Source organism: Pseudomonas furukawaii, assembly GCF_002355475.1.
GTDB classification, from domain to species: domain Bacteria; phylum Pseudomonadota; class Gammaproteobacteria; order Pseudomonadales; family Pseudomonadaceae; genus Metapseudomonas; species Metapseudomonas furukawaii.
The window spans coordinates 61,077-73,986 of record NZ_AP014862.1 but is presented as its reverse complement, the minus strand read 5'-3'; the positions used below and the strand labels follow the sequence as shown (position 1 = coordinate 73,986).

General features: G+C 65.9%; 11 protein-coding genes. 3 read left to right on the top strand and 8 right to left on the bottom strand.

The window, feature by feature from the left end:
- Positions 1–2: 2 nt before the first annotated feature.
- From KF707C_RS00380 to KF707C_RS00360, 5 genes are all read right to left on the bottom strand, one after another.
- Entirely contained in the window at positions 3–1,853 is a 1,851-nt protein-coding gene (locus tag KF707C_RS00380; RefSeq protein ID WP_003458151.1) for a GGDEF domain-containing protein, read from the bottom strand.
- The gene (locus tag KF707C_RS00375; RefSeq protein ID WP_036994669.1) at positions 1,850–2,725 is read right to left on the bottom strand and encodes an endonuclease/exonuclease/phosphatase family protein; all 876 of its coding nucleotides are present in this window, start codon (positions 2,723–2,725) and stop codon (positions 1,850–1,852) included. Before KF707C_RS00375 ends, KF707C_RS00380 begins: the two co-directional genes overlap by 4 nt.
- 16 nt (positions 2,726–2,741) lie before the next feature.
- Positions 2,742–3,374 (bottom strand): thiol:disulfide interchange protein DsbA/DsbL, encoded by a 633-nt coding sequence (locus KF707C_RS00370; RefSeq protein ID WP_003458137.1) that lies wholly within the window; start codon positions 3,372–3,374, stop codon positions 2,742–2,744.
- A 140-nt stretch (positions 3,375–3,514) separates the two neighbouring features.
- Positions 3,515–4,120 (bottom strand): c-type cytochrome, encoded by a 606-nt coding sequence (locus KF707C_RS00365; RefSeq protein WP_036994667.1) that lies wholly within the window; start codon positions 4,118–4,120, stop codon positions 3,515–3,517.
- Between the two features lie 53 nt (positions 4,121–4,173).
- The gene (locus tag KF707C_RS00360) at positions 4,174–4,464 is read right to left on the bottom strand and encodes a c-type cytochrome (protein ID WP_036994665.1); all 291 of its coding nucleotides are present in this window, start codon (positions 4,462–4,464) and stop codon (positions 4,174–4,176) included.
- A gap of 178 nt (positions 4,465–4,642) precedes the next feature.
- Here KF707C_RS00360 and yihA point away from each other — a divergent pair, with 178 nt between their 5' ends.
- Positions 4,643–5,281, top strand: coding sequence for a ribosome biogenesis GTP-binding protein YihA/YsxC (yihA, locus tag KF707C_RS00355; RefSeq protein WP_003458134.1), 639 nt, complete (start codon positions 4,643–4,645; stop codon positions 5,279–5,281).
- Between the two features lie 280 nt (positions 5,282–5,561).
- On the opposite strand, the gene polA is transcribed toward yihA, so the two are convergent.
- On the bottom strand, positions 5,562–8,309 hold the full coding sequence (polA, locus tag KF707C_RS00350; protein WP_003458133.1) for a DNA polymerase I: 2,748 nt from the start codon (positions 8,307–8,309) through the stop codon (positions 5,562–5,564).
- 74 nt (positions 8,310–8,383) lie between these two features.
- Between polA and KF707C_RS00345 the strand changes: the two genes are divergently transcribed.
- Both KF707C_RS00345 and KF707C_RS00340 read left to right on the top strand, forming a co-directional pair.
- The gene (locus KF707C_RS00345) at positions 8,384–8,665 is read left to right on the top strand and encodes a DUF2782 domain-containing protein (protein WP_003458132.1); all 282 of its coding nucleotides are present in this window, start codon (positions 8,384–8,386) and stop codon (positions 8,663–8,665) included.
- A gap of 29 nt (positions 8,666–8,694) precedes the next feature.
- On the top strand, positions 8,695–9,645 hold the full coding sequence (locus tag KF707C_RS00340; protein WP_003458131.1) for a homoserine kinase: 951 nt from the start codon (positions 8,695–8,697) through the stop codon (positions 9,643–9,645).
- A 335-nt stretch (positions 9,646–9,980) separates the two neighbouring features.
- On the opposite strand, the gene KF707C_RS00335 is transcribed toward KF707C_RS00340, so the two are convergent.
- Together KF707C_RS00335 and KF707C_RS00330 are read right to left on the bottom strand one after the other, a co-directional pair.
- Positions 9,981–10,664 carry a TSCPD domain-containing protein gene (locus tag KF707C_RS00335; protein WP_003458130.1) on the bottom strand — a complete coding sequence of 228 codons (684 nt, stop codon included), beginning with the start codon at positions 10,662–10,664 and terminating at the stop codon, positions 9,981–9,983.
- A 16-nt stretch (positions 10,665–10,680) separates the two neighbouring features.
- Entirely contained in the window at positions 10,681–12,870 is a 2,190-nt protein-coding gene (locus KF707C_RS00330; RefSeq protein WP_394296144.1) for an adenosylcobalamin-dependent ribonucleoside-diphosphate reductase, read from the bottom strand.
- Between the last annotated feature and the right edge of the window lie 40 nt (positions 12,871–12,910).

Sequence of the window (12,910 nt, the reverse complement as noted above, 5' to 3'; positions counted from 1 at the left end):
TTTCAGACCGCCCTGGAGACTTCGTCGCTGGCCGGTGCCGGTTCGATCCGGTTGCGGCCCTGGTGCTTGGCCCGGTAGAGGGCCTCGTCGGCTCGCTGGAACGCGGCGTCACCAGGCTCGCCGGGCAGCATCGGGGTCAGGCCTGCCGAGAAGGTGATGGCTACGCGCTCGCCCTTGAAATGGAAGGGGCAGGCTTCGATGTCGGTGCGCAGGGCCTCCAGCAGTTGCCGGCCGCCATCCAGGGGCGTGGAGGGCAGCAGCAGGACGAACTCCTCGCCACCGAAACGGGCGATGAAGTCCGTCTTGCGCAGGCGCCGGGCCAGCTCGCCAGCGATGATCTTCAGCACCTTGTCGCCGGCCAGGTGGCCGAAGCTGTCGTTGATGCGCTTGAAGTGGTCGATATCCACCACCGCCAGCGACAGGTCGCCGCCATAACGCTGCTGGCGCGCGCGCTCGATCTCCAGGCGCTCATTCCAGGCCGCGCGGTTGGGCAGGCCGGTGAGGGGGTCCTGCAGGGCTTTCTGCCGCTGAAGTTCGAGGTCCTCCTGGAAGGCCCTGGCCTCCACCTCCATCGTCGACACCCGCGCCATCAGCGCCTGGAGACGCTCGCCCACCTCATGTTCCCGGGAGGAGCGCTGCCGGTGGAAACGGTCCAGGGTCTGCAGCAGGCCGTCCAGGCGTCGTTCCAGGCTGCGCTTGAGGTCGTCGAGGTCGCTGGCGTCCTGGACGCTGGCCTGCAGGCCGCTGACCTGCTCGCGCAGCTGGTCGTCGAGGGCGCGAGCGCTGTCCAGGGATTCGGCATAGCCCTCCTGGGCCGCCGTGAGGTGTTCGAGAAACAGTGCCAGGCGCTGGTTGAGCTGCTTGAGGTAACCGACGAACTCACGTTGGCCGTTTCCGGTGATCGCCAGGACCAGGACGCCGAAATCGTCCAGCACCGGCACCAGCTCGTACCAGTTGAGCCCGCCCTGCAGGCGCTGGCGCAACGCATCGGCCTGGGGCTGGTGGTGTTCGGGAAGGTCCAGCTCGTCCAGCAGGGCACGCAGGCTCGCCGCCACATGCGGGGCGATGGCGCTGTAGCCGGGCTCGGGTACGCTCGGCAGGGCGTAATCGGGGTCGCCCTCGCCAGTGATCAGGGATGCCGCCAGGGGCAGGCTGTCCAGCGTGCTGCTGCGAGGCGCGGACGCAGGGGTGGCCGGCATCGGTGCGGGGGGAACCGGCACGGGTACGGGTGGTTCGGCCGCCGGGAAAGGCTCGGGGCCCTCGGCCACCGTAGAGGTCACGGCGGCCGCCGGTTGGCCAACGGGAGCGGCGTCCGCCGGGATCTCCTCACGGGCACCGAAGAGTCGTTGCAGCAGACCGGGGCGAGGCGCCGAGGGGTCGACACGGGCAATGGCTTCCAGGGCCTGGCCCTGGAGCATGCCCAGCTCGGCCAGCAGGGCCGGCAGTTCACGGGGCTGGCGGGCGCGCTCGTCGATTCGCTTGGCGAACTGCTTGAGGCCCTTGCGCACCTCCCGTGGCAGGTCCAGCTCAAGCAGGCGTCCGGCCAGCGCGGCCAGGGCGCCGACGCTCTGCTCCGCGCGCTGCTGGCGGCGCTGCTCGGAGTCGAGGACGGCTTTCTCCAGACGCGGAATCAGGGCGGAGAGGCCGGCGTCCATCTGTTCGCCACGAATGATTTCCCGCAGCTCCTGCATGCAGAGGTCCACCGCCTTGTCGGTGCCCTCGGCAGCCAGGGAACTGCGCACCAGGCCACGCCGCAGCAGGTCGAGGCGGGCGTCCCAGCGACGCTCCAGCTTCTCCTGCTCCTCGAGGTTCTCCAGGTACTTGGCTTTCCAGCGCTGGGCGTCGTCGCTCATGCGGGAACACCCTGCGGGGACGGGCTGAGGGCCAGGGGCAGGTCCGCACGCAGCCCGTCGGGCAGGCGGATGTCCACGGCCACGGGGAGGTGGTCGGAAATCGGCTGGCTCAGCACTTCCACGCGCTCAAGGGTGAGGCTGGGGCTGAGCAGGATATGGTCGAGGCAGCGCTGGGGGCGCCAGCTGGGGAAGGTGGCCTCGACCTGGGGCGCCAGCAGGCCGAGGTCACGCAGGGGCGAATGCTCCAGCAGGTCGTTGGCGTGGGTGTTCATGTCACCCATCAGCACCAGGTGCCGGAAGCCGGCCACCCGCTCACGGATGTAGGCCAGCTGGCGGGTGCGGGTCCGCGCCCCGAGTGCCAGGTGCATCATCACCACGGCGAGGGCATCGCGCCCCTGGCCGAAGCGCAGGAGGATCGCGCCACGGCCGGGAGGGCCGGGCAGGGGATGGTCTTCCAGCAGGGTAGGTTGCAGGCGGCTGAGCAGGCCATTGCTGTGCTGGGCGAGACGCCCGAGGTTGCGATTGAGTTGCTGGTACCAGAAAGGGAAATCCGCCAGTTGCGCCAGGTGCTCCACCTGGTTGACGTAGCCGGAGCGCAGGCTGCCGCCGTCGACTTCCTGCAGGGCGACCAGGTCGTATTCCCCCAACAGCTCGCCAATGCGCTGGAGGTTTACTGCGCGACCCGGGTGGGGCAGCAGGTGCTGCCAGCCACGGGTGAGGTAGTGTCGATAGCGCTCGGTGCTGATGCCGACCTGGATGTTGAAGCTGAGCAGCCGCAAGCGCCCGTCCACGGGCAAGCCATCGCGGTCGCAATGGGGATTCACCCGTGCATCGCACGAGCTCGCCTCACGGTCTCCCCAGCGTCGCAGCATCGGGCGAATGCGCCGCTTACTTCGCGGCGCGCTCCTTCTCGATCAGGTGCTCGGCGACCTTGAGGGTCTGCTCCGGACCACCGGAGGAGCTGATGTCGAAACGGTACTTGCCGTTGACCACCAGGGTCGGCACGCCCGTGATCTGGTAGGCCATGGCCAGCTTCTTGGCCTTCTCCATCTGGCCCTTCACGGCGAAGGAGTTGAAGGCCTTGAGGAAGGCGTCCTTGTCCACGCCCTGACCGGCCAGGAATTCGGCCATTTCCTCGGGGGTCGCCAGTTTCTTGCCGTCCTTGTGGATGGCGTCGAACACGGCCTTATGCACCTGATGCTCGACCTTCATGCTTTCCAGGGTGATGAACAGTTGGCCGTGGACATTCCACAGTCCGCCGAACATGGCGGGAATGCGCACGAAGTTGACGTCTTCCGGCAGCTTCTCGGCCCAGGGGTTGAGGGTGGGCTCGAACTGGTAGCAGTGGGGGCAGCCGTACCAGAACAGTTCCACCACCTCGATCTTGCCGGGCACGGCGACCGGTACCGGGCTGCCCAGCTCGACGTACTGCTTGCCGGCTTCGATGTCATCAGCCTGGACGGCACCCATGCCCAGCAGGCTGGCACCGGCGAGGACAGCGGAAAGGATCAGGTTACGCATGCTTCACTCCTTGGGGGAAATTGGCGCCACGAGGGCGAGAATTCGACCTGCGGCAATGCGGCGGGTTCCGGCCATTGTAGCGGGCCCAGGAACGAAAAAGGGTGGCCGAAGCCACCCTTGTTCAAGTTCCCACGCCGGTATCAGTGCAGGCCCTGGATGTAGCTGGAGACCGCTTCGATATCCTTGTTGCTCAGCTTGGCCGCGATGCCGCGCATGATCATGCTGTCGCCGTCGTTGGTGCGGTTGCCTTCACGGAAATCGGTCAGCTGCTTGGCCACGTACTGCGCATGCTGGCCACCCAGATGCGGGAAGCCCGCCGCCGCGTTGCCGGTGCCATCAGGCGCATGGCAACCGGTGCAGGCCGGCATGCCCTGGTCGAGCTTGCCACCACGGAACAGGGCTTCGCCCCGCGCCACCAGCTTGGGATCGGCGGCGCCAACGCTGCCTTTCTGGCTGGCGAAGTAGGCAGCGATATCCGCCATGTCCTGGTCGCTCATGTTGGTCAGCAGACCGGTCATTTCCAGCACAGTGCGGTTACCGGACTTGATGTCGTGCATCTGCTTGAGCAGGTAACGCTCGCCCTGGCCAGCCAGTTTCGGGAAGTTCGGGGCGGCGCTGTTGCCATCCGGGCCATGGCAAGCGCCGCAGACAGCGGCCTTGGCCTGACCGGCCTTGGCATCGCCAGCGGCGTGGGCCATGCCGGTGATGCCCAGGGTCAACAGCAGACTCACGATTACTTTGTTCATCAGCTAATCCAACTACGGCTAAAGGGGTGAAGGTGTTATGTACCGGGCTACTTTTACTGGCTCATCCACTCGATGACGGCCTTGTAGTCCTCGGCACTGCAATCCATGCACATGCCTTTCGGCGGCATGGCGTTGAGACCATTGGTGACGCTCTGCACCAAGGTATCCATCCCCTTGGCAAGTCGCGGTTCCCAGGCAGCCTTGTCGCCCTTCTTCGGCGCCATCGGCAATGCACCGTTGTGGCAGGCCGCACAGGCCTTGTTGAAAACCGCTTCCGGATCCTGTGCAGCTTGGGCGACACAGGAAATCGCCGCGAAGCCGGCGACCAGCAGGTATTTCTTCATGATCAACCTCATCGGGAGGGCATTGCCGCGCATTCTTTCGTGCGTCGGTCACTGCCGTGGACACCAGACCCTGGGGGATAAAGCGCACACTAAATCTGCGGCATTATATACTGGCGATGCATAAACGGAAACGAAACCGGCCTATGCGACACCGCGTCGCACCCCCCTTGGATTCCCCATGTCAACGAAGAACCCGATCCTCGGCCTGTGCCAACAGGCCCGCTTTCTCATCAGTGCCGCCAAGGTCGACCAGTGCCCTGCGGATACCGGACTGGAAGTGGCTTTCGCCGGACGCTCCAACGCAGGCAAGTCGAGCGCCCTGAATACCCTGACCCACGCCAGCCTGGCCCGTACCTCGAAGACCCCCGGCCGCACCCAGTTGCTGAACTTCTTCTCGCTGGACGACGAACGCCGCCTGGTGGACCTGCCCGGCTACGGCTACGCCAAGGTGCCGATTCCCCTCAAGCAGCACTGGCAGCACCACCTCGAAGCCTACCTGAGCAGCCGCGAGAGCCTGGTAGGCCTGGTGCTGCTGATGGATATCCGCCACCCCCTCACCGACTTCGACCGGCTGATGCTGGACTGGTCCCAGGCTGGCGGCATGCCGCTGCACATCCTCCTGACCAAGGCCGACAAGCTGGCCTTCGGCGCGGCGAAGAACGCCTTGCTCAAGGTGCGCCAGGAGATTCGCAAGGGCTGGGGCGAAGGCGTGACCATCCAGTTGTTCTCCGCGCCCAAGCGCCAGGGCATCGAGGAAGCCCATGCGGTGCTGGCCGAATGGCTGCAACTGGGCCAGGACCCCGAGGCCGACGCCTGAATCGCAGGCAAAAAAAACCCCGGACTTCGTATGGGGAGGGGGAAGTTCGGGGTCTAAGTCTGAACCGCTAGGGCGGGGTTCAGATATCTGCCAACACTAAACACAGCAAAAGGAGCATCGAAGGGCTTCACCAGCCATTCCTACTCTGTGACTCACCCTCCCGGCAGAAAGTTCAGACCAATATTCAAACCACTTTGCTATCAGGGCAAAGCTGTTTATTCGATCAGGAACTAAGCATCTGTTTCACGACTGAAACAGATGCTCGCCCCCATGCGAAGACTCAGTGCGCTTCGTCCCAGTTGTTCCCCACGCCCGCCTCCACCACCAGCGGTACGTCCAGCTCGGCGGCCCCGCTCATGAGCGGGCGGAGGGTATCGCGGACCCGCTCCACCAGGTCTTCGCGCACTTCCAGCACCAGTTCGTCGTGAACCTGGAGGATGACGCGGGCGTCCAGGCCGCTGTCCTGCAGCCAATCGTCCACCGCCACCATGGCGCGCTTCATGATGTCCGCCGCGGTGCCCTGCATGGGGGCGTTGATGGCGGTACGTTCGGCGCCCTTGCGCATGGCCTGGTTCTTCGAATGGATTTCCGGCAGGTAAAGGCGGCGCCCGAACAGCGTCTCGACGAAACCCTGGGCGGCGGCCTGCTCGCGGGTGCGTTCCATATAGGCCAGCACGCCGGGATAGCGGGCGAAATAGCGGTCGATGTACGCCTGGGCCTCCTTGCGCTCGACGCCGATCTGCTTGGCCAGGCCGAAGGCGCTCATGCCGTAGATCAGGCCGAAGTTGATGGCCTTGGCACTGCGGCGCTGGTCGGAGGTCACCTCGTCCAGGGCCACGCCGAAGACCTCGGCGGCGGTCGCACGATGTACGTCGCGGCCGTGGCGGAAGGCATCCAGCAGGCCCTCGTCCTTGGCCAGATGGGCCATGATGCGCAGCTCGATCTGGGAGTAGTCCGCCGCCAGCAGCTTGTAGCCCTCGGGCGCGACGAAGGCCTGGCGGATGCGGCGACCCTCGGCGGTGCGGATCGGGATGTTCTGCAGGTTCGGGTCGGAGGACGACAGGCGCCCGGTGGCCGCCACCGCCTGGTGGTAGGACGTGTGGATGCGGCCGGTGCGCGGGTTGATCTGCTCCGGCAGCCGGTCGGTGTAGGTGCTCTTGAGCTTGCTCAGGGAGCGGTACTGCATGATGACCTTGGGCAGCTCGAAATCCTGCTCGGCCAGGTCCGCCAGCACATTCTCGGCAGTGGAGGGCTGGCCGGTGGCGGTCTTGGCCAGCACTGGCAGGCCCAGCTTTTCGTAGAGGATGGCACCCAGTTGCTTGGGCGAGCCCAGGTTGAACTCCTGCCCGGCAAGGTCGAAGGCCTGGCGCTCCAGGGCCACCAGTTTCTCGCCCAGCTCCAGGCTCTGCTGGCCCAGCAGCTTGCCATCCACCAGGGCGCCGTTGCGCTCGATGCGGGCCAGCACCGGCACCAGGGGCATCTCGATTTCCGTCAGCACCTTGGCCAGGGATGGAACGGCTTCCAGCTTCTGCCAGAGCACCTGGTGCAGGCGCAGGGTGACGTCGGCGTCTTCGGCGGCGTAGGGGCCGGCCTGCTCCAGGGCGATCTGGTCGAAGGTCAGCTGCTTGGCGCCCTTGCCGGCGATGTCCTCGAAGCGGATGGTGCTGTGGCCGAGGTACTTCAGGGCCAGGCTGTCCATGTCGTGACGGGTCGCGGTGGAGTCCAGCACATAGGATTCCAGCATGGTGTCGAAGGCCACGCCGCGAACGGCGATGGGGGTCGACGCGTTGGCCAGGACGTTCATGTCGTACTTGGCGTGTTGCCCCACCTTGGCCTTGGCCGGGTCCTCCAGCAGGGGCTTGAGGGCCTTGAGCACTGCATCGCGATCCAGCTGCGCCGGTACGCCCATGTAACTGTGGGCCAGGGGGACGTAGGCCGCTTCACCGGCTTCCACCGCGAAGGAGACTCCCACCACCTGCGCCTGCTGGGCATCGAGGCTGGTGGTCTCGGTGTCGAAGGCGATGAGTGGCGCGGCCTCCAGCTTCTTCAGCCAGGCGTCGAACCGGGCCTGATCCAGCACCACCTCGTAGCGCTGCTCGGCCTTGGCGGCCGGGACGTCCTCCAGCACGAGTGAATCACCCTCGGACTTGGCCTGGCGCTGCAGCTCGTCCAGCCAGCTCTTGAACTCGAGGATGCGATAGAGCTCGGCCAGGGTCTCGCGATCGGGCTCGCCGGGATGCAGGGCGTCGATCTCGACATCCAGCTCGACATCGCACTTGATGGTGGCCAACTTGTAGGAGAGGAAGGCCATGTCCTTGTGCTCCAGCAGCTTGGCCGGCAGCCCCTTGGCCCCCCGGATCGGCAGCTCGGGCACCTTGTCGAGGCTGGCATAGAGCACATCGAGGCCGCCGCCGACACCGGTGAGCAGGCCGAGGGCGGTTTTTTCGCCGACGCCGGGGACACCCGGGATGTTGTCCACCTTGTCGCCCATCAGGGCCAGGTAGTCGATGATGAGTTCAGGACCGACACCGAATTTCTCCTTCACGCCATCCACGTCCAGCGTGCTACCGGTCATGGTGTTGACCAGCGTAATGTGCCCGTCGACCAACTGCGCCATGTCCTTGTCACCGGTGGAAATCACCACCGGGCGGCCACCTGCGGCGCTCTGCCGGGCGAGGGTGCCGATCACGTCGTCGGCTTCCACACCCTCCACGCACAGCAGCGGCAGTCCCAGGGCGCGCACGCTGGCATGCAGCGGCTCCACCTGCACCCGCAGCTCGTCCGGCATAGAAGGGCGATTGGCCTTGTACTCGGCGAACATCTCATCGCGAAAGGTGCCTCCCTTGGCGTCGAAAACCACCGCAAAGGGGCTGTCCGGAAATTGCCGGCGCAGGCTCTTGAGCATGTTCAGCACGCCCTTCACCGCCCCAGTGGGGAGGCCGGCGGAGGTGGTCAGCGGGGGCAGGGCATGGAAGGCGCGGTAGAGGTAGGAGGATCCGTCCACCAGGACGAGGGGAGCTTGGCTCATGCGTGAAATCAACCTTTATTCGCCGGACCCGAAGTAGAATGGACCGATCATTGACGAGAAGGGACAAGGTTACCATGCGCGCACTGAACCGCCTGTTGATCGCCAGCCTGCTGGCCGTCGCCCCGGTCGCCACGTTCGCCGCCGACGAGCCGTCTGCGGAGCCGGACGTCACCATCCGCCAGGAGGGCGACAAGACCATCCAGGAATACCGTGTGAACGGCTTCCTCTACGCCATCAAGGTGACCCCGAAGAACGGCAAGCCGTACTTCCTGGTCCGGGCCGACGGCGAGAGCAACTTCGTTCGTTCGGACAAGCCCGACATGCTCATTCCCGCGTGGGAAATCTTCAGCTGGTAGCACACGCAATCCCGTAACAAGGTAGTCCAATGTCCGTATTCACCCCGCTCGAACGCCCGGAACTGGAAGCTTTCCTCGCCCCCTACGGGCTGGGACGACTGAAGGATTTCCAGGGCATCGCCGAAGGTTCAGAGAACAGCAACTTCTTCGTCAGCCTGGAGCGGGGTGAGTTCGTCCTGACCCTGGTTGAGCGCGGCCCCAGCCACGACCTGCCGTTCTTCATCGAGTTGCTGGACGTGCTCCACGATGCCGAACTTCCGGTGCCTTTCGCCCTGCGCACCGAGACCGGCGAGGCCCTTCGGGAGCTGGCCGCAAAGCCGGCGCTGCTGCAGCCGCGCCTGCCGGGCAAGCACGTGCACCACCCCAATGCGCACCACTGCGCCGAAGTCGGCACCCTGCTGGCGCGCCTGCACCTGGCGACCCGCGAGCGGGTACTGGAACGCAAGAGCGACCGGGGCCTGGCCTGGATGCTGGAGGAGGGCCCGAGCCTGGCGCTGCAGCTGGACAACACGGCGCTGCCGTTGCTGCGCGACGCGTTGAAGGAGATCGACGCGGTCCAGCAGCGTTTCCTCGCCCTGCCCCGCGCCAACCTGCATGCCGATCTCTTCAAGGACAACGTACTGTTCGACGGCCCCCACCTGACTGGGGTGATCGACTTCTACAACGCCTGCTCCGGCCCGATGCTCTATGACCTGGCCATCTGCCTGAATGACTGGTGCTCCGACGCCGACGGCCACCTCGACAGCCAACGGGCCCGAGCCCTGCTGGGCGCCTATGCCGCCCTGCGCCCCTTCACCGCGGCCGAGGCCGAACTCTGGCCGGCCGCCCTGCGCATCGCCTGCGTGCGGTTCTGGCTGTCCCGCCTGATCGCCGCCAATGCCTTCGCCGGGCAGGACGTGCTGATCCACGACCCGGATGTGTTCCGCAAACGCCTGGCGCAGCGGCAGCAGGTCGACCTGCCGCTGCCGTTCGCGCTTTGAGGCCTGGAAGCGAGCTCACCCGCCAAGGGCGCTGCCAAGGCTCGACCCCGGCCCGGCCATCCTTGGCCGGGCGTTCGCCCTTCAAAACGCATGCTTGTCCGGCGTGAAGATCAGACCCGCAGTCGACATCCCTGTCGGTACTCCGCTGCCAAGGCTCGACCCCGGCCCAACCATCCTTGGCCGGGCGTTCGCCCTTCAAAACGCATGCTTGTCCGGCGTGAAGATCAGACCCGCAGTCGACATCCCTGTCGGTACTCCGCTGCCAAGGCTCGACCCCGGCCCAACCATCCTTGGCCGGGCGTTCGCCCTTCAAAACGCATGCGTTTTGAGCGGGCTCACCCACATTTCGAGTGGCCGCAGTTGAGGCAGGTGGCGCAGCCATCCAGTTGCACCACGGCCTGGGCGTTGCACTTGCCGCAAAGCTGGGCTCCGGGGGGGAAGTCTTCGCCGGGCTCGGCGGTGGAAGTGCCCAGGCTGGCTTCATAGGCGGCGCGTTTCTCCGCCAGGTAGAGCCGCTGTTCCTCGTCCAGTTTCTGCCCCTCCATCAGGCCGATGGCGATCAGGTGCCGTTCCAGCACCGCGCCGATCTCCGCCACCAGGGAGGGCATGTAGACACCGCCGCGCTTGAGGTAGCCGCCGCGGGGATCGAAGACCGCCTTCAGTTCCTCCACCAGGAAGGTGCAATCCCCCCCCTTGCGGAACACCGCCGACATGATGCGGGTGAGGGCGACTATCCACTGGAAATGCTCCATGCCCTTGGAGTTGATGAAGATCTCGAAGGGTCGTCGCTGCTCATGGGGCGTGCCGGGATTGAGCACGATGTCGTTGATGGTCACGTACAGGGCATGCTCGAACAGCGGCGACTTGATCTTGTAGGTGGCGCCGACCAGGATTTCCGGACGCTGCAGCGTCTCGTCCATCTGCACCACCGGCACGGCCTCGCCCGTCTCGCGGGCCTTGTCCGTCTCGGGCTGGACCAGACTGAAACCGGTGATCCGCTTTTCGATCTTCAGGCTCATGACGGCCTCCGCAGGCTCAGAACCTGCCGTAATAGCCCTCCTTGAGGGCGTCGAACAGGTTGGCGGCGGTATGCACCTCGCCGTCGTACTCCACTTCCTCATTGCCCTGGAGCTCCACCACGCTGCCGTCTTCCAGCTCGAAGCGGTAGCGCGTTCGCGCAAGGTCCGCCTCCTTGACCAGCACACCCTGGAAGGCCGCCGGATTGAAACGGAAGGTGGTGCAGCCCTTCAGCCCCTGTCGCCAGGCGCGCAGGTAGATGTCCTTGAAGTCTTCGAAGGGGAAATCGGTGGGAACGTTGGCGGTCTTCGAAATGGAGGAGTCGATCCACTTCTGCGCCGCCGCCTGCATGTCCACGTGCTCGGCCGGGCTGATGTCATCGGCGCTGACGAAGTACTCCGGCAGGCGCTGCGCCGGGTGCTCGGCATCCGGACGCGCCTGGGCGTTGACCAGGGCACGGTAGGCCAGCAGCTCATAGCTGAACACCTCGACCTTTTCCTTGGTCTTGCGCCCGGGCCGAATGAGGTTGCGGGCGTAGTGATGGGCGTAGCTGGGTTCGATGCCATTGGAGGCGTTGTTGGCCAGGCTCAGGCTGATGGTGCCGGTCGGCGCGATGGAGCTGTGGTGAGTGAAGCGCGCGCCCACCTCCGCCAGTTCCGCCACCAGTTCCGGCGCATGCTCGGCGATCCGCTGCATGTAGCGCGAATAGCGGGCATGGAGGATGCGCCCCGGCACCCGGTCGCCCGCCCGGTAGCCGTCGTCCACCATCTCCGGACGCTTGCGCAGCATCGCGGCGGTCACCTCGTAGTCCAGCAGGAGCACCGGTGCCGGCCCTTTCTCCCGTGCCAGCTCCAGGGCGACCTGCCAACCCGTCAGGGCCATCTCGCGGCTCACCTCCTCAGTGAAAACGCAGGCTTCCGGGCTGCCGTAACGCAGGCGCAGCAGGGCCAGTGTCGAGCCCAGGCCGAGAAAGCCCATGCCATGGCGGCGCTTGCCGAGTATCTCCTCGCGCTGGGGCGCCAGGGGCAGGCCGTTGATCTCCACCACGTTGTCCAGCATGCGGGTGAACACCCGCACCACCTCGCGGAAACGTTCCCAGTCGAAACGCGCCTCCTCGCCGAAGGGCTCCTCCACGAAAGCGGTGAGGTTGACGGAGCCCAGCAGGCAGGAGCCATAGGGTGGAAGCGGCTGCTCGCCGCAAGGGTTGGTGGCGCGGATCGCCTCGCACCACCAGTTGTTGTTCAGCTCGTTGACCCGGTCGATGAGGATGAAGCCGGGCTCGGCGAAGTCGTAGGTGGAAACCATGATCAGGTCCCACAGGTGGCGGGCGCGGACGCGACCGTAGACCTTGCAGGCCACCAGGCCGTCGTCGCGGGTGATGTAGCCCTCGTGCACCGGCCAGTCGCGCCAGATCACCTGGCTCACGTCGTGGAGGTCCAGTTCGTCCCGTTCACGGGGATGGACGGGAAAGAGCAGGGGCCATTCGGTGTCGTTCTCTACCGCGTGCATGAAGGCGTCGGAGACCAGCAGGCTGAGGTTGAACTGGCGAAGGCGGCCGTCCTCGCGCTTGGCGCGGATAAACTCGCGCACGTCCGGATGGCAGACGTCGAAGGTGCCCATCTGCGCGCCCCTGCGGCCACCGGCGGAACTGACGGTGAAGCACATCCGGTCGTAGATATCCATGAAGGACAGCGGACCGCTGGTCTGCGCCCCGGCGCCGGCGACGAAGGCGCCCCGGGGACGCAGGGTGCTGAACTCATAGCCGATGCCGCAGCCGGCCTTGAGGGTGAGGCCGGCCTCATGGACCTTGGACAGGATGTCATCCATGGAGTCGAGGATGGTGCCGGAGACGGTGCAATTGATGGTGGAGGTGGCCGGCTTGAGGTCCTGGGCACCGGCGTTGGAGAGGATGCGGCCGGCAGGAATGGCGCCATTGCGCAGCGCCCAGAGGAAGCGCTCATACCAGTGCTCGCGCGCCGTGGGTTCGGCCTCCACCCCCGCCAGGGCTCGTGCCACGCGCTGCCAGGTGCCGTCGGGGCTGAGGTCGATGGGCGTGCCGTCCTTCTGTTTCAGGCGGTACTTGCTGTCCCAGATGTCCTCGGACGCCGCCTGCAGGGCGACGCCGTGGTGACCCTGGGTCGCCTGGGGTGCTCCCGTCCCGGCCATCAGCTGCCCTCCCGTATGAAGCGTCCAGACTCGTCTGACCATGATCGCCGGCCGCTGACTCACCTCAACAGGGACCGGTGTC

What these genes read in the sequence shown, in the direction of transcription:
- KF707C_RS00380 (WP_003458151.1), bottom strand. Translation starts at nt 1,853, where the DNA reads ATGAGCGACGACGCCCAGCGCTGGAAAGCCAAGTACCTGGAGAACCTC.
- KF707C_RS00375 (WP_036994669.1), bottom strand. Translation starts at nt 2,725, where the DNA reads ATGCTGCGACGCTGGGGAGACCGTGAGGCGAGCTCGTGCGATGCACGG.
- KF707C_RS00370 (WP_003458137.1), bottom strand. Translation starts at nt 3,374, where the DNA reads ATGCGTAACCTGATCCTTTCCGCTGTCCTCGCCGGTGCCAGCCTGCTG.
- KF707C_RS00365 (WP_036994667.1), bottom strand. Translation starts at nt 4,120, where the DNA reads ATGAACAAAGTAATCGTGAGTCTGCTGTTGACCCTGGGCATCACCGGC.
- KF707C_RS00360 (WP_036994665.1), bottom strand. Translation starts at nt 4,464, where the DNA reads ATGAAGAAATACCTGCTGGTCGCCGGCTTCGCGGCGATTTCCTGTGTC.
- yihA (WP_003458134.1), top strand. Translation starts at nt 4,643, where the DNA reads ATGTCAACGAAGAACCCGATCCTCGGCCTGTGCCAACAGGCCCGCTTT.
- polA (WP_003458133.1), bottom strand. Translation starts at nt 8,309, where the DNA reads ATGAGCCAAGCTCCCCTCGTCCTGGTGGACGGATCCTCCTACCTCTAC.
- KF707C_RS00345 (WP_003458132.1), top strand. Translation starts at nt 8,384, where the DNA reads ATGCGCGCACTGAACCGCCTGTTGATCGCCAGCCTGCTGGCCGTCGCC.
- KF707C_RS00340 (WP_003458131.1), top strand. Translation starts at nt 8,695, where the DNA reads ATGTCCGTATTCACCCCGCTCGAACGCCCGGAACTGGAAGCTTTCCTC.
- KF707C_RS00335 (WP_003458130.1), bottom strand. Translation starts at nt 10,664, where the DNA reads ATGAGCCTGAAGATCGAAAAGCGGATCACCGGTTTCAGTCTGGTCCAG.
- KF707C_RS00330 (WP_394296144.1), bottom strand. Translation starts at nt 12,870, where the DNA reads ATGGTCAGACGAGTCTGGACGCTTCATACGGGAGGGCAGCTGATGGCC.